Origin of the sequence: Pseudomonas taiwanensis, from assembly GCF_013393345.1 — a bacterium.
Classification (GTDB): Bacteria; Pseudomonadota; Gammaproteobacteria; order Pseudomonadales; family Pseudomonadaceae; genus Metapseudomonas; species Metapseudomonas resinovorans_C.
The window spans coordinates 331981-352301 of sequence record NZ_QJRF01000061.1; the positions used below are offsets into that span (position 1 = coordinate 331981).

Genomic DNA, 20321 nt, shown 5'->3' on the forward strand with positions numbered 1-20321 from the left:
ACTCAGGCGGCCAACGCCTCGTCTTCCTCCTCTCCGAAGAGCGCCAGTTGCACGGCGCCCTTCGCTTTCTGGCTGAGCACCGTGCGGGTCAGTCCCTGGCTCGACACGGGTTCGAGCAGCTGGATTTCCACCTCCGCCCGGTCACTGCGCAGCAGGCGGACCAGATGCGAAAGCAGGTCGTCCTCGCCTATGAAGGGCGCGACCTCATCACGCAGGCCATCGCGCAGGTAACGGATGGCCACCGGCTGCACCGGCACGCCAGTCTCCACGGCGCTGGTCAGGAGGCGACTGTGGAAGGCTTTCAGCAAGCTGCCGTCGGTGGTCGTGCCTTCCGGGAAGATCAGCAGGTTGCGGCCATCGCCCAGGTGACGGGCGAGTTGCTGCCCAACCAGTCCGCTATCCCCCGATCCGCGCCGGATGAACAGCGTGCCGGCCTTGTGCGCCAGCCAGCCGGCAACCGGCCAGGAGCGCACCTCGGCCTTGGACAGGAAGGACAACGGCGCCACGGCACCGAGCAGCGGGATATCGGTCCAGGACACGTGGTTGCTGACCCACAGCATCGGCTGATCCGGCACGCGGCCGCTGACGTGTACGCGAAACGGCAAGGCACCGCCCAGGCGCCTGAGGAACCAGCGGGTGAGGCGTTGCCGGGTGGCCATCAGCTCAGTGCGCCCCAGACGCTCCAGTAAGGTCACCCAGGCGGCCAGTGACAGGCCGAGGCCAATAACCGCCAGCAGCCGGATAACGCGAGCGTAGAAACGTACGGATTTCAGCATGCCCGGCCCTCAGACCGCCGCCTTGAAGTGGCGGGCATAACGCGGGCAGAGCTCATCGCGCTTGAGCAGGATGAACACGTCGGCCACCTGGAAATCCGGGTCCCAGCAGGGTTCGCCACAGACCTTCGCACCCAAGCGCATGTAGGCCTTCAGCAGCGGCGGCATCTCGGTGATCACGTTGCCCGGCAGCTCCAGCATGGGCAGCGGGTTCTTCGGCTCGGCGCGCAGGTGTTCGGTGCACAGGTAACGCTCGCGCAGGCGCTGCATGATGGCCTGGGCCTGGATACCGCCGTCCTGCATGGGAATGCTGGCGCAGCCCATCAGGTAGCGGTAGCCGCCCTGGTTCAGCACCTCGGCCAGTTCACCCCAGAGCACGGCGATGGTCGCGCCATTGCGGTAGGCCGGATCGACGCAGGTGCGGCCGATTTCCAGCACCGGGCCCTGCAATTCGCCGAGTCCGTGGAGGCTGAATTCCTCTTCACTGTAGAAGCGGCCCAGGTCGTGGGCGGCCTGGTGATCGAGCAGGCGGGTGGTGGCGACCAGCTCGCCGCTGTCCAGGTCGCGCACGCCGATGTGCTCGCAGTGCGGATCGTAGTCATCCATGTCGAGACCGAACTCGGCACCTTGCAGCTTGGCGTCGAACTCGGCGCTGAATACGCGGAAACGCAGGGCCTGCGCCTCACGCAGCGCAGCGATGCCTTCCAGGCGCTCGGCCTGCAGGCGGCGAGGGCTTTTCCCGTTGGGTGCGACACTGTCGCGGGTCATGGCGATCTGGGTCATGAATAAGCCTCCGTAGGCCGGCTCGATCCCGGTTGCAGCCGGACGATCTTGTTGTGCAAGCTCAGGCTAGGTAGACCCGGTGTCACACCCATGACGGTCTCATGATGCTTGCATGACAACCCCCTCGAGGAATCCCCAATGCCCTGGCAACGCCTGCTCGAAGCTTCCGCCCGCCTGCCGTCCGGCCAGCCCCTGGACGACTGGTACGGCGCTCTGCTGGACCGATTGGGCGAGGTCACGCCCTTCGAACTCGCCGTCCTCGGCGGCAAGCTGGCGCCTGCGCCCGGACTGGCCTTCCTCGCGGGTTACCAGGGCGCCCTGCGACTGCTCTGGCCATCAGCGCCGCTGAGCCTGGGCGCGCTGTGCGTCACCGAGAACCGCAGCGTGCGTCCGGCGGACATGCAGACGCGCCTGGCCAACCTCAGCCTCAGTGGTCGCAAGGATTTCGTCACGGCCGGAGAGGCCGCCGATTGGCTGCTGGTGGCGGCCCGCGAAGAGCGAGAGGGCGAATCTCCACGCCTGGCGCTGGTGGCGGTTCGCAATGGCGCTCCCGGTGTGCAGGTCGAGCAGCTCAAACCGTTACCGCTGATGCCCGACGTTCCCCACGCCCGCCTGCATCTTGAAGGCGCCCATTGCGAACGTCTGGCCGGCGATGGCTGGGATGCCTACGTGAAGCCCTTCCGCAGCATCGAAGACCTTCACGTCCTCGCCGCGATGGTGGCCTGGCTGTACGGCGTGGGCCGCGACAGTGCCTGGCCGCAAGCGTTGCAACTGCGCTTGCTGGGCCTGCTCAGCGGCGCCGCCGAAGTTTCCCGCCAATGCGCCACCACCCCGACGATGCACCTGCTGCTGGCCGCGCTCTTCGCCGAGTTCAAGGCGCTGAAGCCGGAACTGGATACCGCCTTCGCCAGCGGTCCGGCGGAGTGGGCCGACCTCTGGAAACGCGACCAGGGCGTGCTGGAAATCGCCAGCGGACCGAGGGCGAAACGCCTGGAGAAGGCGCTGGCAGCACTGGGTATGACCTAATCCCCGTAGGTTGCGGCAGAGCGCAGCGAAGCCCAACAAGTAACCGCGCGGACCTTTCGCGTTGGGCTTCGCATAGCTCAGACCAACCTACCGTTCGCCATGCGCTGCCCCCGTAGGTTGTGGCAGAGCGCAGCGAAGCCCAACAAGCAACCGCGCGGGCCTTTCGTGTTGGGCTTCGCGTAGCTCAGACCAACCTACCGTTTGCCATGCCCTGAACTCCCGTAGGTTGTGGCAGAGCGCAGCGAAGCCCAACAAGCATTCGTACGGACCTTTCGCGTTGGGCTTCGCATAGCTCAGCCCAACCTACCGTTTGCCATGCCCTGCGCCCGTAGGTTGTGGCAGAGCGCAGCGAAGCCCAACAAACAGCCGCGCGGACCTTTCATGTTGGGCTTCGCGTAGCTCAGACCAACCTACCGTTTGCCATGCCCTGCCCCCGTAGGTTGTGGCAGAGCGCAGCGAAGCCCAACGAGCTGCCGCGCGGACCTTTCGCGTTGGGCTTCGCGTAGCTCAGCCCAACCTACCGTTTGCCATGCCCTGCCCCCGTAGGTTGTGGCAGAGCGCAGCGAAGCCCAACAAGCTGCCGCGCGGACCTTTCGCGTTGGGCTTCGCGTAGCTCAGACCAACCTACCGTTTGGCATGGCCTGATTCCCGTAGTTTGCGGCAGAGCGCAGCGAAGCCCAACAAGCTGCCACGCGGACCTTTCGAGTTGGGCTTCGCACAGCTCAGACCAACCTACAAGAGCCAGCGGCGCATTCATTCGCGATTGAAATCGCCCCCACAAAAAGCACGGCCTGCCAGTCTGAATTGACTCAAGTCAGCACCCGTCCTTCAGAAATGCCTTACATCTGCGCGTCGCTTTTCCTATCGAGGTTTACATGCGTCGCGACCCCATCGTGCTGTTCGACAACGGCTCCCACCAATGCCTGATGTTCGACGACCTGGTCAGCGGCGACGGCGTGCAGTCCAACCAGTTCCTGATCACCGACCACGAGCAATACCTGCTGCTGGACCCGGGCGGCGACCTGACCTACACGCCGCTGTCACTGGAGCTGTCCAAGCACATGCCGGTGCAGGACCTGACCTACATCTTCGCTTCCCACCAGGACCCGGACATCATCGCGTCCCTCGACAAATGGCTGCTGCACACCCGCGCAAGGGTGATCTGCTCCAAGCTCTGGGCGCGTTTCCTGCCCCACCTGACGGCCAACTACCTGGCCATCAGCCACGGTATTTCCACCTACGACCGCATCATCGCCCTGCCCGACCGCGGCCAGTCCATCAACCTGGGCCGCTGCCAGCTCAAGGCCGTGCCGGCGCACTTCCTCCACTCGGTGGGCAACTTCCAGCTCTATGATCCGGTCAGCCGCATCCTCTTCTCCGGCGACATGGGGGCGTCGCTCGTGGACGACGCCACACCAGTACGCGATTTCGTCAACCACGTGCCGAACATGGAAGGCTTCCATCGCCGCTACATGGCCAGCAACAAGGTCTGCCGACTCTGGGTCGACATGGTGCGCGGCATGGACGTGGAGATGATCGTCCCGCAGCACGGTCGCCCCTTCATTGGCCAGGAAATGATCAGTGCCTTCCTCTACTGGATCGAGAACCTGGAATGCGGTCTCGACCTGCTCGGCCCGGACGACTACCGGTTGCCGCGCTGAACTGACTTATCGCGCCGAATAGCCACAGCAGCCGGCGCGTTCGGCGCTTTTTACCGTCACAAAGGCCGTGCTAGGTTCGCCCTTCGAAACCAGAAGAGGCCGAACAATGCCCATCCCCGTTCTACGACCGCTGGCCATGGCGCTCGGCTTGCTGGCCGGGCTGGCCCAGGCTGAAACCTGGCCCACCGCCGACTGGCAACAAGCCCCGGCGCCCAGCACCGCCGCCGTGCAAGCCCTTGAGTCCTATGCCTTCCCGCAGCGCGATGATGCCGGCCGCAAGGGCGTGCGCACCGATGCCGTGGTGGTGATCCGCGATGGCGAGCTCATCTACGAGCACTACGCCGGCCCCACCCGCGCAGACACCCCGCACCTCACCTGGTCGGTGAGCAAGAGCCTGCTGGCCTCCGTCCTCGGCGTCGCCTATGGCGAGGGCCGCTTCAAGCTGGACGAGCCGGTTTCGCGTTACTACCCGGCCTTCGCCGGCCACCCCAATGTCCATCTCGACCATCTGCTGCATTGGGCCTCCGGGCTCGCCTGGCAGGAGGACTACGAGTACGCCCCGCTGAAGTCCTCGGTGGTCGCCATGCTCTATACCCGTGGCCGTGGCGATATGGCTGCGTTCGCCGCTGCACACCCGCTGGATGCGGTGCCCGGCAAGCGCTTCCGTTACTCCAGCGGCGACACCAACGTACTGTCTGCCACGCTGCGCGGCATGGTCGGCGAGAAGGCCTACGCGGAGTACCCGTGGACGGCACTGTTCGAACCCCTGGGCATTCGCTCGGCCGTCTGGGAAACCGACGCGTCCGGAACCTACGTCGGTTCCTCCTACAGCTACCTGACGGCCCGCGACCTGGCACGTGTCGGCCTGCTGATGCAGCGCGGCGGCCGTTGGGGCGAGCGTCAGCTCCTGCCGGCGGACTGGGTCGCCTTCAACCGCAAGCCCTTCGCCGAGTATCGAGCCGACCCGGCCAAGCCTGGAGAGGCCGTCCCCGGTGGCCACTGGTGGCTCAACGCCCAAGTCGAAGGCAGCGCCAAACCCTGGCCGGATGCCCCGGAAGATGCCTTCGCCGCCCTCGGCCATTGGGGTCAGGCGCTGTACGTGCTGCCCAGCCAGAAACTGGTGATCGTGCGCTACGCCGATGATCGAGACGGCAGCTACCACCACAACGACTTCCTCAAGCTGGCCCTGGCCGCATTCGCCCCGGAGGTGCAGCCGTGATCGCCCGTCGCCCCGTTCTCAGCCTGCTGGTGCTCGCGCTCATCCTGCTGGCCGCCCTGGCCTGGCAGAATCGCCAGCACCTGGCGGCCTTCCCCGACATCATCAGCGCCTACACCGCCAAGGAGTACTGCTCCTGCCGCTATGTGATGGGTAACGACGCCGATTACTGCCAGGGCTATGTGAAGCAATACGTGCCCACCAGTGGTTTCCTCGACGACGCCGAGCACAAGCGCGTGACTGCCAGCGGCCTCGGACGCAGCAGCACCGCCGCGTGGGTCAGTCCGCACCAGGGTTGCCGGCTCATGCCCGAGGCAAACAGCACGCTCTGACGCGTTGGGTTTCGTGGACTCAGACCCACCTACGGAACGCCCCGACATCCCCGTAGGTTGCGGCTGAGCGGAGCGAAGCCCAAGGCTGCTCTCCCCCTGTTCCACCCTGTGGAACCACCTTCGATTGTTCTCCTTTCCTCCTCGCGGTTAGCTGAAGGCCAGCCGCGAAAGGCGGCTGCCGCCCCAACGAGGAGAACAACAACAATGACCCGTTACGCCCATATCCAGGCCTGGCTCGACGACATCGACGCCGACCTGAAGGCACTGCGCCAGGACATCCACGCCCACCCCGAACTCGGCTTCGAAGAGCAGCGCACCTCCGCCCTGGTCGCCCGCCTGCTGACGGAGTGGGGCTACGAGGTGCACAGCGGCATCGGCCGCACCGGCGTGGTCGGCGTGCTGCGCAATGGCGACTCTCGCCGCACCCTCGGCCTGCGCGCCGACATGGATGCCCTGCCCATCGTCGAGAACACTGGCCTGGCGTACAGCAGCTGCCACGCGGGGCGCATGCATGCCTGCGGCCACGACGGGCATACGGTCATGCTGCTGGGCGCTGCGCGCTACCTGGCCGCGACCCGCAACTTCCAGGGCACCCTCAACCTGATCTTCCAGCCTGCCGAGGAAGGCCAGGGTGGCGCCGAAGCCATGCTCGAAGACGGCCTGCTGGAACGCTTCCCCTGCGAAGCGCTGTTCGGCATGCACAATATGCCGGGCCTGGAAGCCGGCCACCTGTGCTTCCACGCAGGCCCGCTGATGGCCTCCCAGGACCTGCTGGAAGTGGTGATCGAAGGCGTCGGCGGGCACGGCTCCATGCCGCACCTCGCCGTCGACCCACTGGTAGCCGCTTCCAGCACCGTGATGGCGCTGCAGACCGTGGTCGGCCGCAATGTCGATCCGCAACAGGCGGCGGTGGTCACCGTCGGCGCCCTGCAGGCCGGCGAGGCGGCCAACGTGATTCCACAAAAAGCGCTGCTGCGTCTCAGCCTGCGTGCACTGGACGCCCAGGTCCGCGAACAGGTGCTCGAACGCGTGAAAGCGATCATCCACAGCCAGGCCGAAAGCCTCGGCTGCCGCGCCAGCATCGAACATCGTCCGGCCTACCCGGTGCTGATCAACAGCGCGGCGGAAACCGACTTCGCCCGGCGTATCGGTGTGGAGCTCGCCGGTGCCGACCAGGTACTGGAAGCCCCGACCGTGATGGGCAGCGAAGACTTCGCCTGGATGCTCCAACGCTGCCCCGGCAGCTACCTCTTCATCGGCAACGGCAGCGGTGCCGGGCGGCCGATGGTCCACAACCCCGGATACGACTTCAACGACGAAATCCTGGTGCGCGGCGCCGCGTACTGGGCCGCGCTGACGGAAACCTGGCTCCAGGACTCCGTCGCGCCTTCCCAGGCTTCTGCCACTGCCGCCTAGCCCAACCCGTTTCCGGAGATTTACCCATGCACGCTTCCCACAGCGGAACCTCACGCGCCCGCCAGGTGACCGCAGCCGTCATCGGCAACGCGCTCGAGTGGTACGACTTCATCGTCTACGGCTTCCTGTCCAGCATCATCGCCCGACTGTTCTTTCCCTCCGACAGCGAATACGCCTCGCTGCTGATGGCCCTGGCCACCTTCGGCGTGGGCTTCTTCATGCGTCCGGTGGGCGGCGTGCTGCTGGGCATGTATGCCGATCGCAAGGGCCGCAAGGCGGCCATGCAACTCATCATCCTGTTGATGACCCTGTCCATCGCCCTCATCGCCTTCGCCCCGGATTACGCCGCCATCGGCATCGGCGCACCGCTGCTGATCGTCATCGCGCGCATGCTGCAAGGCTTCGCCACCGGCGGCGAGTACGCCAGCGCCACGGCCTTCCTGGTGGAAAGCGCGCCCGCCAACCGCCGGGGTCTCTATGGCGCCTGGCAACTGTTCGGCCAGTGCCTGGCGGTGTTCGCCGGCGCGGGCATGGGCGCCGTGGTGACCCACAGCCTCTCCCCTGAAGCGCTGGACAGCTGGGGCTGGCGGGTTCCGTTCATCCTTGGCCTGCTGATCGGCCCAGTGGGGCTGTGGATGCGTCGCCACATGGAAGAAACCGAGGCCTTCATGGATGCCCAGGACGAGCACAAGGGCGAGTCCTTCAGCCTGTTGCGCGTGCTGCGTGAACATCGCCGCGCGGTGCTGGCGACCATGGGCGGCACCATCAGCGGCACCGTGGCGTTCTATGTGGTGCTGGTGAACATGCCGACCTTCGCCCACAAGCAGCTCGGCCTGCCGCTGGACCAGGTGTTCATGGTGCAGATGCTGGCCGTCGCGCTGATGACCGTGATCATCCCGCTGGCAGGTGCCCTCTCGGACCGCATCGGCCGTCGCCCGGTATTGTTCGGCGGCACCCTGGCCTTCTTCCTGCTGGTCTACCCGCTGTTCTCCTGGGTCGCCCAGGCCCCCAGCATCGAGCGCCTGCTGGTGATGCAACTGCTGCTCTGCTCAATGATCGGCGTCTCCTACGGCCCGGCGCCCACTGCGGTGGCCGAGCAGTTCCCCACCCGCGTGCGCTCCACCGGCCTGGCGTTCGCCTACAACGTCGCCGTCATGCTGTTCGGCGGCTTCGCCCCGTTCATCGTCACCTGGCTGACCCAGGTGGGCGGCACGCCGGTGGCCCCCGCCTACTACGTGCTCTTCGCCTCGTTTGTCGGCCTCGTTGCCACCTGTTACCTGCGCGAAGGCGCGCCCGCCGCCCTGGAACGCCGCCAACGCCGCGACCTGCTCGCCACTGCCCGGAGCCTGTGAATGACTCGTTTCGAAACCAACCTCCCCCACGCCACCCTGCAGCAGGAAATCGTCGCGCTGGACGCCCTGCCGCTGTCGGAGGCCATCCGCTCGCGCCAGGTGTCCTGCCGCGAGGTGATGCAGGCCTACCTGGACCAGATCGAGCGCTTCAATCCCAGGGTCAATGCGCTGGTTGCGCTGCGCCCTGCCAAGGAACTGCTGGCCGAGGCCGATGAGCGCGACCGCCAGTTGGCCCGGGGCCAATGGCTGGGCTGGATGCACGGCATGCCCCAGGCGGTGAAGGACCTGGCCGCCTGCGCCGGACTGCCGACCAGCATGGGCTCGCCACTGTTCGCAGGGCTTGTCGCCCAGCACGACGCCATCGCCGTTTCGCGGGTGCGCGCCGCCGGGGCGGTCTTCATCGGCAAGAGCAATGTCCCGGAGTTCGGCCTGGGTTCGCAGAGCTACAACAGCGTCTTCGGTACGACCGGCAATGCCTACGATCCGAGCCTTTGCGCCGGCGGCAGCAGCGGTGGCGCGGCGGCGGCCCTGGCGCTGCGCCTGCTGCCGGTGGCCGACGGCAGCGACATGATGGGTTCGCTGCGCAATCCGGCGGCCTTCAACAATGTCTACGGCCTGCGCCCGTCCCAGGGTCGCGTACCCTTCGGGCCCACGCCCGAGCTGTTCGTCCAGCAACTGGGAACGGAAGGCCCCATGGGCCGCAGCGTGGCCGATGTTGCAGCGCTGCTTCGCACCCAGGCCGGCCCTCACCGCGCGACGCCGCTGGCCCTTTCCAGCACGGCCGACCTGATCGGGCCGCTGCAGCGGGACGTTGCCGGCGCGCGCATTGGCTGGCTGGGCGATCTGAACGGTCGCCTGCCAATGGAACCCGGCCTGCTGGCCCTGTGTGAAGGCGCCCTGGCGGATTTCCGCGACCTCGGTTGCGTGGTCGAGGACTGCTTGCCGGCGTTCGACATGGACCGGCTCTGGCGCTGCTGGCTCGTGCACCGACAGTGGTTGGTGGGCGGCAGCCTCGGCGCCGCCTACGCCGATCCATCCCGGCGCGCACTGCTCAAGCCCGAGGCCGTGTGGGAAGTGGAAAGCGGCCTTGGCCTCAGCGCCGCGGACGTGTATCAGGCGTCGGTCGACCGCAGCGACTGGTACCGGGCCGTGGAAAAACTCTTCGAGCGTTACGACTTCCTGCTGCTCCCGAGTGCACAGGTGTTTCCTTTCGATGCAACGCTGCACTGGCCTAAGGCCATAGCGGGCCAGGAAATGGACACCTACCACCGCTGGATGGAAGTGGTGATCGGCGCCACCCTGGCGGGCATACCGGCGATGAGCGTGCCGATCGGTTTCAACCCCGCGGGCCTGCCCATGGGCTTGCAGATCATGGGCCCGGCGCAGGCAGACCTGGCGGTGCTGCAACTCGCCCACGCCCACGAGCAGCTCACCCAATGGGTGCGCAATTGCCCACCGTCCTTGCTCAAAGAGGCTGAATAAGCCAATGGACGGCATCTCCGGCGCCTTCGGGTCCCGATCTTGCAGCGTTTTCGGAACGCACATCCGGGAGGCGCGGCAGGTGGCGGACACGCAAGGTAAAGACGATGGCGGCACGGTGAGGTCGGTGGAGCGTGCGCTGGCGATCGTCGAGCTATTGGGCGAGCATCAGGAACTGGGGCTGGAAGAGCTGCATTACCTCACGGGACTACCCAAGGCGACTGTCTCGCGTCTGCTGCATACCCTGCAGGAGCAGGGCTGGCTCTATCGAGGCCTGTGCGACCGCCGCTATCGCCTGTGCTCCCGCCGCCTGTTCGGCAACCCCACCCAGCGCTTCAGCCGGCTCCTTGTCGAGCAGGCCGCACCGCTGCTGCTGGAGCTGAGCGAGAGCACCGGGCTGGTGGCCGACCTGTCGTACTTCGACGGCGACGAACTGCACGTGATGGAAAGCTCCATTCCGGAAGTGCTGCGCAAGCGATACCCGGGCAATCGCCTGGTGATCGGGTTGCGCGCCAGCCTGTTCCATTCGGCCATGGGCAAGGCATGCCTCGGCGAGCTGGACAGTGCCGAGGTCCAGCGCCTGGCGCACCACCACCGGATCAGCGGTGACGAGCTGTTGCGCGCCCACGAGCAGACCCACAACCGGGGCTTCGGCGAGCGCACCGAAGGCTCGTGGGAATACGCGATACGCCTGCCCTTCCTGATCCGCGCCGTGGCACTGCCGATACTCAGCCAGGGACGCCTGGTGGGCAGCATCGCCCTGCACTGGCCGCGCGATACCAATAGCGTCGAAAGCGTGCAGGAGCGCCATCTCGGAAAACTCGCCAATACCGTCAGCCAGTTGCAGCAAAATCTCGGCTGAGAGCGCACTTACCCCACTCGCTGAAAAGTATTCGCCGGCGACTCGGCGGACTCTTTTCATTCGCGTTTGGAACTGTGATTCCACAGCGCGGAACCCAATTGAATTGCCCTTTATTCGTGTGAATCGACAATAGACCACGACCCGAAAACCGGTCTTTTCGTCATAACACAAGAATAAAGGTGATGAGATGTGCAGAGTTCGCTGCGAGTATCTGGCAGGGATTGCCGGACTCTTACTGGCAGGAAGTGCAAGTGCCGACGGTTTTATCAACGACAGCATCACGACAGTTCGCTACAGCCAGTTCTACTGGAAAGAAAACAACGGCGACGGGGTCGGCCCCACCCGCGACGAATGGGTCCAGGGAACCCAGTTCAGTTTCAATTCCGGCTGGTACCGGGATGTGCTGGGCGTGGACTACAGCTACGGCCTGGCCGATGACCTGCGCATCGGCGACGAAGCCAACAGCATCAGCAACCTCGAACCCGACGATTCGGTGCAGTCGCCCCACGGCCTGGCCAAACCCCTGGAGGCCTACCTGCGCGGCCGCCTCCAGGGCGACGCGGGCGAGTTGGTGGTGGGCGGCGGCAAGAAGGTGCGCCGCTACGCCCAGTACTTCGACGACGCCACCCGCATCCTTCCCGCCGGCACCACAGGCCTGGATGCGGATTACCGCATTGGTGGCCTGAACCTGCGTTACAGCCGGGTGAACCAGTTCAGTCCGCGCAACGAGAATGGCTGGGGAGACGACCTGAGCAATTTCCGCGGCGAGCAGATCGACCATCTCCAATTATTCGCCCTTGCCTATCAAATGCCGTTCGGCAGCCGGCTGCTGGCCGAGTATTCCGAGTCCGAGCGCTATCTGCGCGCCGCCTCCGTCAAGCTGGAACATAGCTTCGACCTGGGTGCCGGCCGCTTCATCGACCTCTACGCCACCCACGGTATGCAGCAGGATGCCGGCGACCTGTTCGATTACCAGGGAGTACCCGGACTCTATGAAGCGGAAACCTCCCACGACGCGCGCTTTATCGATCTTTCCGCGAAATACCGTACGGCAAACTATTACGCCGGCATGACTTACAACAAAGTCCGAGGGGACGACTTCGATCGATTGTTCTTCAGCAAGGATCATGGCGCCTGGAACAGCAGTGCAAAGTTGTTCTATTTCTTCGGCGTGGAAGATGAAGAAATGTTCAAGCTGATGGGTGGAACGAACTTCTCGGCTATTGGTATTCCGCAACTAAGGCTGGATGTCCACTATGCATTCTCGGATCACGCGACCGGTTATGACGGATTCTCCCGGCGTGAATTCCAGAGTGTCCTTCAATACAACTTCGGGGGCCTGTTCAAGGGCCTGAGCCTGGCGTGGCTGCACAACGAATTCCACACCAAGGGCCAACCGGACGGCATCGAGCGCACCACTATCTCCCGTGGGCCGGCGGGCATCATTACCCACAATGCGGAGCGGTTTTACCTGAATTATGTCTTCAGGCTCTGAAGCGCACACCGGGGTAGGAGCCAGCTTGCTGGCGAATGGGCGCCCCGCTGGAACTGTTCGCGAGCAAGCTCGCTCCTACGCAAGCCAGAACGACAAAGCCCCCATGCCACAAGGCACGGGGGCTTTCGTCATAACAGCGAGAATCAGCGCGTATTGAGCTGCTGCTGCAGGTTCTGCACCTGGCTTTGCAGGGTGCTGATATTGCGCGTCATCTGCGCCCGGAAGGCGTCGAACTCGGCAGTGCTGGCGCCCTGGGACGGAGCCGGGCGGTTGTCCAGTTCACTGCGCAGCACCAGCAGGTCCTGCTCCAGGCCCTTGATCGCCTGGTTCGGGTTGCCCTGCTTCTTGAGCGCCTCGACATCACTGCCCAAGCCCTTCAGGCGGCTGTCGAACTGGGCCATGTCACCCTGAGCGGCCTTGAGCTTGCCCTGTTCGCTGACCAGGCCGTCGAGCTTGCTGGCCAGTTGGCTGCCCACCTGGGTCGCGGCGCCCTGGGCGGCCTTCACATCCGCCGCGAGCTGATCGACGCGCTTGCCCTGGCTGCCCAACTGGGCGCTGGCGGCCTGCTGTTGCTTGGCCAGTTCGACGACCTTGGCTTGCAACTGCTTGATCTGCAGCTTCGTGGACTCACTGCCGCTGGTCACGCTGGACTCGGTCGCCACCACCTTGCCGGAGATGTCCTGGATGCGGCCGGCCGCCTCTTCGCTGATCCGGGCGAAGCTTTCCTGGGTCGCCACCAACTGCTGCTCCATCAGGCTGATCTGCTGGAAGCTCCACCAGCCGAGGCCAGCGAGGGCGACGACCAGGGCGACCACCAGGGCCCAGAGCGGGCCGGTGCTGGCGCCCTTGGTCACGGGAGCGGCGGTTGAATAACCATTGTTGTGGCGATGTACGGGCTCGGCCACCGGGTGATGGCCGAACTCGTCGCGATCACGGGCATCGGTAGTCAGGCTGGGGACATCATCCACTTCGTCGAGAGCGTCGTTGCGCATTGGGGGACCTTTGGAGAGAAACGCAGAACCGCGAATGGCCGGGAGTATACCGGTTCCAACGGCGGTCTTCAGCGTCGCGCCACGGCGGTGCGGGGTGCACTGCACAGGGGCGGCGACAATCGATTGACCACGCCAGGGCCCAGCAGTTCCGGGCTTTCCAGCCTGGTACGGGGCTTGCTAGCCAGTAGCCAGCCCCGGCACGGGGCCATGCCAGGAAATCGCCATCCGGAGCCGACGGCTCCGCCAGGCTTCTGCGCTTCGCCATGAAGGGCAGAAGCACACTTCGACCATGGGGGAAGAAGGAGTGGAATTGACCAAGGCTGTGCTGGATTGCATGCAGACCCTGCGGCGCCAGCTTCGTGACGAACAGGCTGTGGATATCCGCCTCAGCCAGCCCGACGCCATCCTGTCCATGCTCAACGCCTGCGCCGAATCCCAGCGCGACGCCACCCGCGAGCTGGGCGAACACCTCAGCATCCTGACCGGCATTCGCCTCAAGCCGCCGGTACTCAGCGAGGAAGAACTGGTGCGCAAGTACACCCAGTACGCTGGCCCGCTGCGGGGTTAAGGCTGCTGGGCACCCCACCAGGCACAGAATTCATCGAGCGCGGTCCAGACGCTCACCCGCGGGTCGTAGTCCAGATTCTGCCGCGCGCGACTGATGTCCAGGGAGAAGTCCTTGGCCATCACCGCGACGGCGAGGCGATACAACGATGGCTCCGGCCGCCCCGGCAGAATCCGGCAGACCGACTCGTTCACGAGCGCGGCGCTGTAGGCCAGGCCATAGGGAACGTGCCGGGTCACCTGAGGAACGCCCAGCTTGCGCAGCACATAGTTGATGACGTCCCAGATCGGCACCGGCTGGCCATTGCTGATGTTGTAGACCTGCCCAAGCGCCGGGCCGGCGGCCAGAAGGCCGCTGAGCAGGGCGTCGTTGAGGTTCTGCACGCTAGTGAAGTCGACCTTGTTCAGGCCGTTGCCGATGATCTTCAGGCGGCCCTTGCGCTGCATGGCGATGAGTCGCGGAAAGATGCTGGTATCCCCGGCACCCGTAACGAAACGCGGGCGGAAGGCGATCACTTCGAGGCCGAACTCTTCGGCGGCGAATACCTTCTGCTCGGCCAGGTACTTGGTGGCGCCGTAATGATCGGAAAAGCGCTTGGGCACCTGTTCTTCTCGGATGCCGACATGGGAGCGGCCATCGAAGTAGACCGAGGGCGAGGACAGATGCACCAGGCGCTTCACCCGCTGCTTCAGGCAGGCTTCGACCACATTCTCGGTGACCTGGACGTTGGCCTGGTGGAAGTGCTCGTACTTGCCCCAGACGCCAACTGCGCCGGCGCAATGCACCACTGCATCGACGTCGTCGCACAGGCGCAGTGCCAGGTCGGTGTCCGACAGGTCGCCCTGGACGAATTCGGCGCCACGCTTGACCAGATGTTCCACGCCCTCCGGCCGGCGCCCGTTCACCCGCACATCAAGCCCCTGCTCAAGCGCGAAACGGGCGAAACGCCCACCGATGAAGCCACTCGCCCCCGTCACCAGAATCTTCATCTATGGTCCCCTGCCATGCCTCGTGATGCCCGCGACTCTAGCAGCCCTGGCGTCTGCCAGGTGTGGCGTCGCGAGCCAATAGAACGACTCTGAACGCTATCCCCGGCCATCGTTCCCGCCGGGACGTCAACGCGGCAAAGGCACCAGCCAGCGACTGGCAGCTGCGGCCAGGTGATCGGTGAGCAGGCCCAGCAGTTCACCGCCGTGGCGCCAGTGGTGCCAATAGAGCGGTACGTCGATGGGCTGGTCAGGAATCAGCTCCTGCAACTCGCCCCGCGCCAGTTGCGCCCCAACCTGCTGCTCCGGCACCAGCCCCCAGCCAAGGCCGCCTTCGGCGAGGCGCACGAAGCCTTCCGATGAGGGGCAGAGGTGATGGACGAAGCCGCCTTCGACCCCCAGCGCCGCCAGGTAACGGTGCTGCAGCAAATCATCCGGGCCGAACACGATGGCCGGCGAGCGGGCCAATGCCCAGGGCGTAACGCCCTCGGGAAAATGCCGCTCGATGAATGCCGGGCTGGCCAGGGCGCGGTAGCGCATGGCGCCGAGCGGCAGGCTGCGCGCGCCGGCCACCGGGCGTTCCGCGGCGCAGACACAGGCCGCCACCTCACCGGCACGCATGCGCTTGAGGCCGACTTCCTGGTCCTCCATAACCAACTCCATCAGCACCCGCTGCTCAGCGCAGAAATCCCCCACGGCGGCGGCCCACCAGGTCGCCAGGCTGTCGGCGTTGAGCGCAATGCGCAGGCGCTCCGGCATGTCGCCCTGCTCGAGCGCCGGCACCTGGCGCTGGAGATCTCGTTCCAGCAGACGCACCTGCTGCACATGGTTGAGCAGGCGCGTGCCCACCTCGGTCGGCGCTGGAGGCGTGGCGCGCACCAGCACCGGCTGGCCAACCCGCGCTTCCAGCAGCTTGATCCGCTGCGAAACGGCCGACTGCGACAGCCCCAGCAACTGGGCCGCGCGTTCGAAACCACCCTGCTCCACCACCGCCGCCAGGGCGGCCAGCAACTTGTAGTCGAACAAATCAGTTTTCCTAATGAGAGATCAGCAAGATTCGTTTTCCTTATACAGCCTCGCGCCGCAGACTCGCCACATCCCCAACGTCGTAGCGAAGGAAGCCCCCATGGCCGGCGAAACCGCACTCTCCACCCTGATCCGCAACATGTCGCCGCACCTCAATCCCGGCCAGTACGTGTTCTGCACCCTGGACGACGCCGCCCGCCTGCAAGGCAGCGTGCCGCTCGGCAGTTTCAGCGAGCGCGAAGGACTGACCGTGATCCTGGAACGCAGCGAAGCCGAGCGCCTGGGGCTGGCCTACGACTACAGCGCCGCCTGGATCACCCTCGAAGTGCATTCCTCCCTGAGCGCAGTGGGCCTGACCGCGTCCTTCGCCGGTGCCCTGGCGCAGGCCGGCATCAGCTGCAACGTGGTGGCGGGCTATTTCCACGATCACCTGTTCGTCGCCAGCGCCGATGCCGAACGCGCCGTTTCTACCCTGCGGGCCCTGGCGGCCAACGCCCAGGCGGAGTGAGCACCATGTGGCAGAGCTATCTGAACGGAATACTCGTGGCTGCGGGCCTGATCATCGCCATCGGCGCGCAGAACGCCTTCGTCCTCGCCCAGAGCCTGCGCCGCGAACACCATCTGCCCGTAGCCGCCCTCTGCGTGCTCTGCGATGCGTTGCTGGTCAGCGCCGGCGTCTTCGGCCTGGCCACCCTGCTGGCGCAGAACCCTGTGCTGCTGGCCGTCGCCCGCTGGGGTGGTGTGGCCTTCCTGCTCTGGTACGGCGTCCAGGCGCTGCGCCGCGCGGTGAAGCCCGGCATCCTCGACCAATCCGGCGAAACCGGGCCGCGCTCGCGCCGTGCGGTGTTGCTGGCGGCCCTGGCGGTCACCCTGCTCAACCCCCACGTCTACCTGGATACCGTCCTGCTGATCGGCTCCCTCGGCGCCCAGCAAACCGTCCCCGGCGCCTATGCCCTAGGCGCTGCCAGTGCCTCGCTGGTGTGGTTCTTCGCCCTCGCCCTGGGCGCTGCCTGGCTCGCCCCCTGGCTGGCGCGTCCGACCACCTGGCGCCTGCTCGACCTGACAGTGGCAGTGATGATGTTCGGCATGGCGGCACAATTGGTGAACGGAATCTGAGTGCGTCGGGTCCAGATGAGATAACCGCGCCAGAGCCCTGGCGGCAGGGCTTAAACCACACAGTTGCTGCGTGGTTAAGCCCCATGCCCGATGCTATGATCCGGACTTCGCGGCAAAAAAGAGTACGAACTCGCAGCCGCTGTTTCGGCCGACCGTGAACGGCCCCGCGCCTGGCGCAAAAATCCCGACCTGATGATGAAGGAGATAGACATGGCTTTCGAATTGCCGCCGCTGCCTTACGAAAAGAACGCCCTTGAGCCGCACCTGTCCGCCGAGACCCTGGAATTCCACCACGGCAAGCACCACAACGCCTACGTGGTAAACCTGAACAACCTGGTTCCGGGCACCGAGTTCGAAGGCAAGAGCCTGGAAGAGATCATCAAGACTTCTTCCGGCGGCATCTTCAACAACGCAGCCCAGATCTGGAACCACACCTTCTACTGGAACTGCCTGAGCCCGAACGGCGGTGGCCAACCCACCGGCGCCCTGGCTGACGCCATCAACGCCGCTTTCGGTTCCTTCGACAAGTTCAAGGAAGAGTTCTCCAAGACTTCCATCGGCACCTTCGGCTCCGGCTGGGGCTGGCTGGTGAAAAAGGCTGACGGTTCCCTGGCCCTGGCCAGCACCATCGGCGCCGGCTGCCCGCTGACCAGCGGCGACACCCCGCTGCTGACCTGCGACGTCTGGGAACACGCCTACTACATTGACTACCGCAACCTGCGTCCGAAATACGTAGAGGCCTTCTGGAACCTGGTCAACTGGGACTTCGTAGCCAAGAACTACGCTGCCTAAGACCCGCTCCAGCGGTAAGAGAAACCCGGCCATTCGCCGGGTTTCTTCATTTTTGCGCGTCATTCGTCGTCTTGTTGCGGTAAAAGGGAAAAATTGTCGGACACCCCCTCAAGGTCGGACCGGTTCGCACCGACATAAAGGAGAGGGGGAATCGAAAGCGGCGATCCCGGCAGTGGATCGATGCATTGAATAGTGGCATACACATACTGGCCCTTTGACGGCCAGGGCCTGTTTGCCAATACTCACACCCGTCTGACGCCTGGCGGCATCGAACAAGGAATTTCCATTTGAAGCTGGATCTCAAACACAGCTTGTCACTCAAGCTGCTGCGCGTGGTGCTGCTGTCCGCACTGGTAGTCGGTGTGGTGCTGAGCTGCGCGCAGATCGTGTTCGATGTCTACAAGACGCGGCAGGCGGTTTCCAATGACGCCAACCGGATCCTTGGCATGTTCCGCGATCCTTCGACCCAGGCGGTCTACAGCCTGGATCGCGAGATGGGCATGCAGGTGATCGAGGGCCTGTTCCAGCACGAATCGGTGCGCCACGCCTCCATTGGCCATCCCAACGAGCCGATGCTGGCGGAGAAGGACCGGCCGCTGATGGAGCTGTCGACCCGCTGGCTGACTGATCCCATCCTCGGCAAGGAACAGACCTTCACCACCCAACTGGTCGGCCGCAGCCCCTACAGCGAGTACTACGGCGACCTCAGCATTACCCTCGATACCGCCCCCTACGGCGAAGACTTCGTCACCAGCTCCGTCATCATCTTCATCTCCGGCGTGCTCCGCGCCCTGGCCATGGGCCTGGTGCTCTACCTCGTGTACCACTGGCTGCTGACCAAGCCGCTGTCGAAGATCATCGAGCACCTATCCAGCATCAATCCCGACCGTCCCAGCGAACACAAGCTGCCCATGCTCAAGGGCAACGAGAAGAACGAACTGGGCCTGTGGATAAACACCGCCAACGACCTGCTGGCCTCCATCGAACGCAACACCCACCTGCGCCGCGAAGCCGAGAACAGCCTGCTGCGCATGGCCCAGTACGACTTTCTCACCGGCCTGCCCAACCGCCAGCAACTGCAACAGCAACTGGACCAGATTCTCGAAGACGCCGGCCGCCTGCAGCGCCGCGTGGCCGTGCTCTGCGTCGGCCTGGACGACTTCAAGGGCGTCAACGAACAGTTCAGCTACCAGACCGGCGACCAGTTGCTGATCGCCCTGGCCGACCGCCTGCGCGGCCACAGCGGCCGTCTCGGCGCCCTGGCGCGCCTCGGGGGCGACCAGTTCGCCCTGGTGCAGGCCGACATCGAGCAACCCTACGAAGCCGCAGAACTGGCCCAGAGCGTACTGGACGATCTCGAAGTGGCCTTCTCCCTGGAGCAGCAGGAAGTTCGCCTGCGCGCCACCATCGGCATCACCCTCTTCCCAGAGGATGGCGACAGCACTGAGAAGCTGCTGCAGAAAGCCGAGCAGACCATGACCCTGGCCAAGAGCCGCTCGCGCAACCGCTACCAGTTCTACATCGCCAGCGTCGACAGCGAGATGCGCCGCCGCCGCGAACTCGAGAAGGATCTGCGCGAAGCCCTCAACCGTGGCGAGATGCACCTGGTCTACCAACCCCAGGTGGACTACCGCGACCATCGCGTCGTGGGCGTCGAAGCCCTGCTGCGCTGGCAGCATCCGCAGCACGGTTTCGTGCCGCCGGACCTGTTCATCCCGCTGGCCGAGCAGAACGGTTCGATCATTCCCATCGGCGAATGGGTGCTGGACCAGGCCTGCCGCCAGCTTCGCGAATGGCATGACCAGGGTTTCAGCGAACTGCGCATGGCCATCAACCTCTCCACCGTGCAGCTGCACCACGCCGAACTGCCGCGGGTGGTGAACAACCTGCTGCAGGTCTACCGCCTGCCGCAGCGCAGCCTGGAGATGGAAGTCACCGAAACCGGCCTGATGGAAGACATCTCCACCGCCGCCCAGCACCTGCTCAGCTTGCGCCGTTCCGGCGCGCTGATCGCGATCGACGACTTCGGGACCGGCTACTCCTCGCTGAGCTACCTGAAGAGCCTGCCGCTGGACAAGATCAAGATCGACAAGAGCTTCGTGCAGGACGTGCTGGAAGACGAGGACGACGCCACCATCGTCCGCGCCATCATCCAGCTGGCGCGTAACCTCGGCATGCAGGTAATCGCGGAAGGTGTGGAGACTGCCGAGCAGGAGGCCTACATCATCGCCCAGGGCTGCAACGAAGGTCAGGGCTACCTCTACAGCAAACCCCTGCCCGCCCGCGAACTCACCCTCTACCTCAAGCAGGCCCGGCGCCTGACCAACGCGGCGTCCAATCCGGCGACGCTCTGAGCGCCTTGCACCGGCTCAACCGGTGGGAGCGAATTCATTCGCGAAAGGGCTGCGAAGCAGCCCCGTAGGGTGGATGACGCTTTTCCCATCCACCG

Annotated in this window: 19 protein-coding genes; 14 read left to right on the forward strand and 5 right to left on the reverse strand. The window is 65.1% G+C overall.

Going from position 1 to position 20321, the window contains the following annotated elements; genetic code table 11:
• Positions 1-2 precede the first annotated feature (2 nt).
• Both DM872_RS15975 and olsB read right to left on the reverse strand, forming a co-directional pair.
• The gene (locus tag DM872_RS15975; RefSeq protein WP_179060400.1) at positions 3-776 is read right to left on the reverse strand and encodes a lysophospholipid acyltransferase family protein; all 774 of its coding nucleotides are present in this window, start codon (positions 774-776) and stop codon (positions 3-5) included.
• Between the two features lie 9 nt (positions 777-785).
• The gene (olsB, locus tag DM872_RS15980) at positions 786-1556 is read right to left on the reverse strand and encodes an L-ornithine N(alpha)-acyltransferase (RefSeq protein WP_077526702.1); all 771 of its coding nucleotides are present in this window, start codon (positions 1554-1556) and stop codon (positions 786-788) included.
• A 138-nt stretch (positions 1557-1694) separates the two neighbouring features.
• Here olsB and DM872_RS15985 point away from each other — a divergent pair, with 138 nt between their 5' ends.
• The 9 genes from DM872_RS15985 to DM872_RS16025 all read left to right on the forward strand — a co-directional run bounded on the left by DM872_RS15985 (position 1695) and on the right by DM872_RS16025 (position 12395).
• Complete coding sequence (locus tag DM872_RS15985) at positions 1695-2582, forward strand: acyl-CoA dehydrogenase family protein (protein ID WP_179060401.1); 888 nt, start codon at positions 1695-1697, stop codon at positions 2580-2582.
• 875 nt (positions 2583-3457) lie between these two features.
• Complete coding sequence (locus DM872_RS15990) at positions 3458-4243, forward strand: MBL fold metallo-hydrolase (protein ID WP_179060402.1); 786 nt, start codon at positions 3458-3460, stop codon at positions 4241-4243.
• A 106-nt stretch (positions 4244-4349) separates the two neighbouring features.
• Entirely contained in the window at positions 4350-5462 is a 1113-nt protein-coding gene (locus DM872_RS15995) for a serine hydrolase domain-containing protein (RefSeq protein WP_179060403.1), read from the forward strand.
• Complete coding sequence (locus tag DM872_RS16000) at positions 5459-5791, forward strand: amidase (RefSeq protein ID WP_179060404.1); 333 nt, start codon at positions 5459-5461, stop codon at positions 5789-5791. Before DM872_RS15995 ends, DM872_RS16000 begins: the two co-directional genes overlap by 4 nt.
• A 204-nt stretch (positions 5792-5995) precedes the next feature.
• A complete protein-coding gene (locus tag DM872_RS16005) occupies positions 5996-7207 on the forward strand; it encodes a M20 aminoacylase family protein (RefSeq protein WP_179060405.1) in 1212 nt (403 codons plus the stop codon).
• A 26-nt stretch (positions 7208-7233) separates the two neighbouring features.
• The gene (locus DM872_RS16010) at positions 7234-8559 is read left to right on the forward strand and encodes a citrate-proton symporter (protein ID WP_179060406.1); all 1326 of its coding nucleotides are present in this window, start codon (positions 7234-7236) and stop codon (positions 8557-8559) included.
• Complete coding sequence (locus DM872_RS16015) at positions 8560-10041, forward strand: amidase (RefSeq protein WP_179060407.1); 1482 nt, start codon at positions 8560-8562, stop codon at positions 10039-10041.
• Between the two features lie 79 nt (positions 10042-10120).
• Positions 10121-10900, forward strand: a complete 780-nt coding sequence (locus tag DM872_RS16020; protein WP_373273716.1) for an IclR family transcriptional regulator — start codon at positions 10121-10123, stop codon at positions 10898-10900.
• A 187-nt stretch (positions 10901-11087) separates the two neighbouring features.
• The gene (locus tag DM872_RS16025) at positions 11088-12395 is read left to right on the forward strand and encodes an OprD family outer membrane porin (RefSeq protein ID WP_179060409.1); all 1308 of its coding nucleotides are present in this window, start codon (positions 11088-11090) and stop codon (positions 12393-12395) included.
• Between the two features lie 143 nt (positions 12396-12538).
• Here the strand turns inward: DM872_RS16025 and DM872_RS16030 are convergent, their stop codons facing one another.
• A complete protein-coding gene (locus DM872_RS16030) occupies positions 12539-13387 on the reverse strand; it encodes an ATPase (RefSeq protein WP_179060410.1) in 849 nt (282 codons plus the stop codon).
• A gap of 304 nt (positions 13388-13691) precedes the next feature.
• Here DM872_RS16030 and DM872_RS16035 point away from each other — a divergent pair, with 304 nt between their 5' ends.
• Positions 13692-13955, forward strand: a complete 264-nt coding sequence (locus DM872_RS16035) for a hypothetical protein (RefSeq protein ID WP_077526805.1) — start codon at positions 13692-13694, stop codon at positions 13953-13955.
• Here the strand turns inward: DM872_RS16035 and DM872_RS16040 are convergent.
• On the reverse strand, positions 13952-14941 hold the full coding sequence (locus DM872_RS16040) for an NAD-dependent epimerase/dehydratase family protein (protein ID WP_179060411.1): 990 nt from the start codon (positions 14939-14941) through the stop codon (positions 13952-13954). The two genes, DM872_RS16035 and DM872_RS16040, sit on opposite strands and share 4 nt — an antisense overlap.
• 126 nt (positions 14942-15067) lie before the next feature.
• A complete protein-coding gene (locus DM872_RS16045; protein WP_179060412.1) occupies positions 15068-15964 on the reverse strand; it encodes a LysR family transcriptional regulator ArgP in 897 nt (298 codons plus the stop codon).
• 100 nt (positions 15965-16064) lie between these two features.
• Here DM872_RS16045 and DM872_RS16050 point away from each other — a divergent pair, with 100 nt between their 5' ends.
• The 4 genes from DM872_RS16050 (at position 16065) to DM872_RS16065 (ending at position 20226) form a co-directional block, all read left to right on the forward strand.
• Positions 16065-16472, forward strand: a complete 408-nt coding sequence (locus tag DM872_RS16050; protein WP_179060413.1) for an ACT domain-containing protein — start codon at positions 16065-16067, stop codon at positions 16470-16472.
• A 5-nt stretch (positions 16473-16477) separates the two neighbouring features.
• A complete protein-coding gene (locus DM872_RS16055; protein ID WP_179060414.1) occupies positions 16478-17080 on the forward strand; it encodes a LysE/ArgO family amino acid transporter in 603 nt (200 codons plus the stop codon).
• 210 nt (positions 17081-17290) lie between these two features.
• The gene (sodB, locus tag DM872_RS16060) at positions 17291-17872 is read left to right on the forward strand and encodes a superoxide dismutase [Fe] (protein WP_077526681.1); all 582 of its coding nucleotides are present in this window, start codon (positions 17291-17293) and stop codon (positions 17870-17872) included.
• A gap of 287 nt (positions 17873-18159) precedes the next feature.
• On the forward strand, positions 18160-20226 hold the full coding sequence (locus tag DM872_RS16065) for a putative bifunctional diguanylate cyclase/phosphodiesterase (RefSeq protein WP_179060415.1): 2067 nt from the start codon (positions 18160-18162) through the stop codon (positions 20224-20226).
• Positions 20227-20321: the final 95 nt, after the last annotated feature.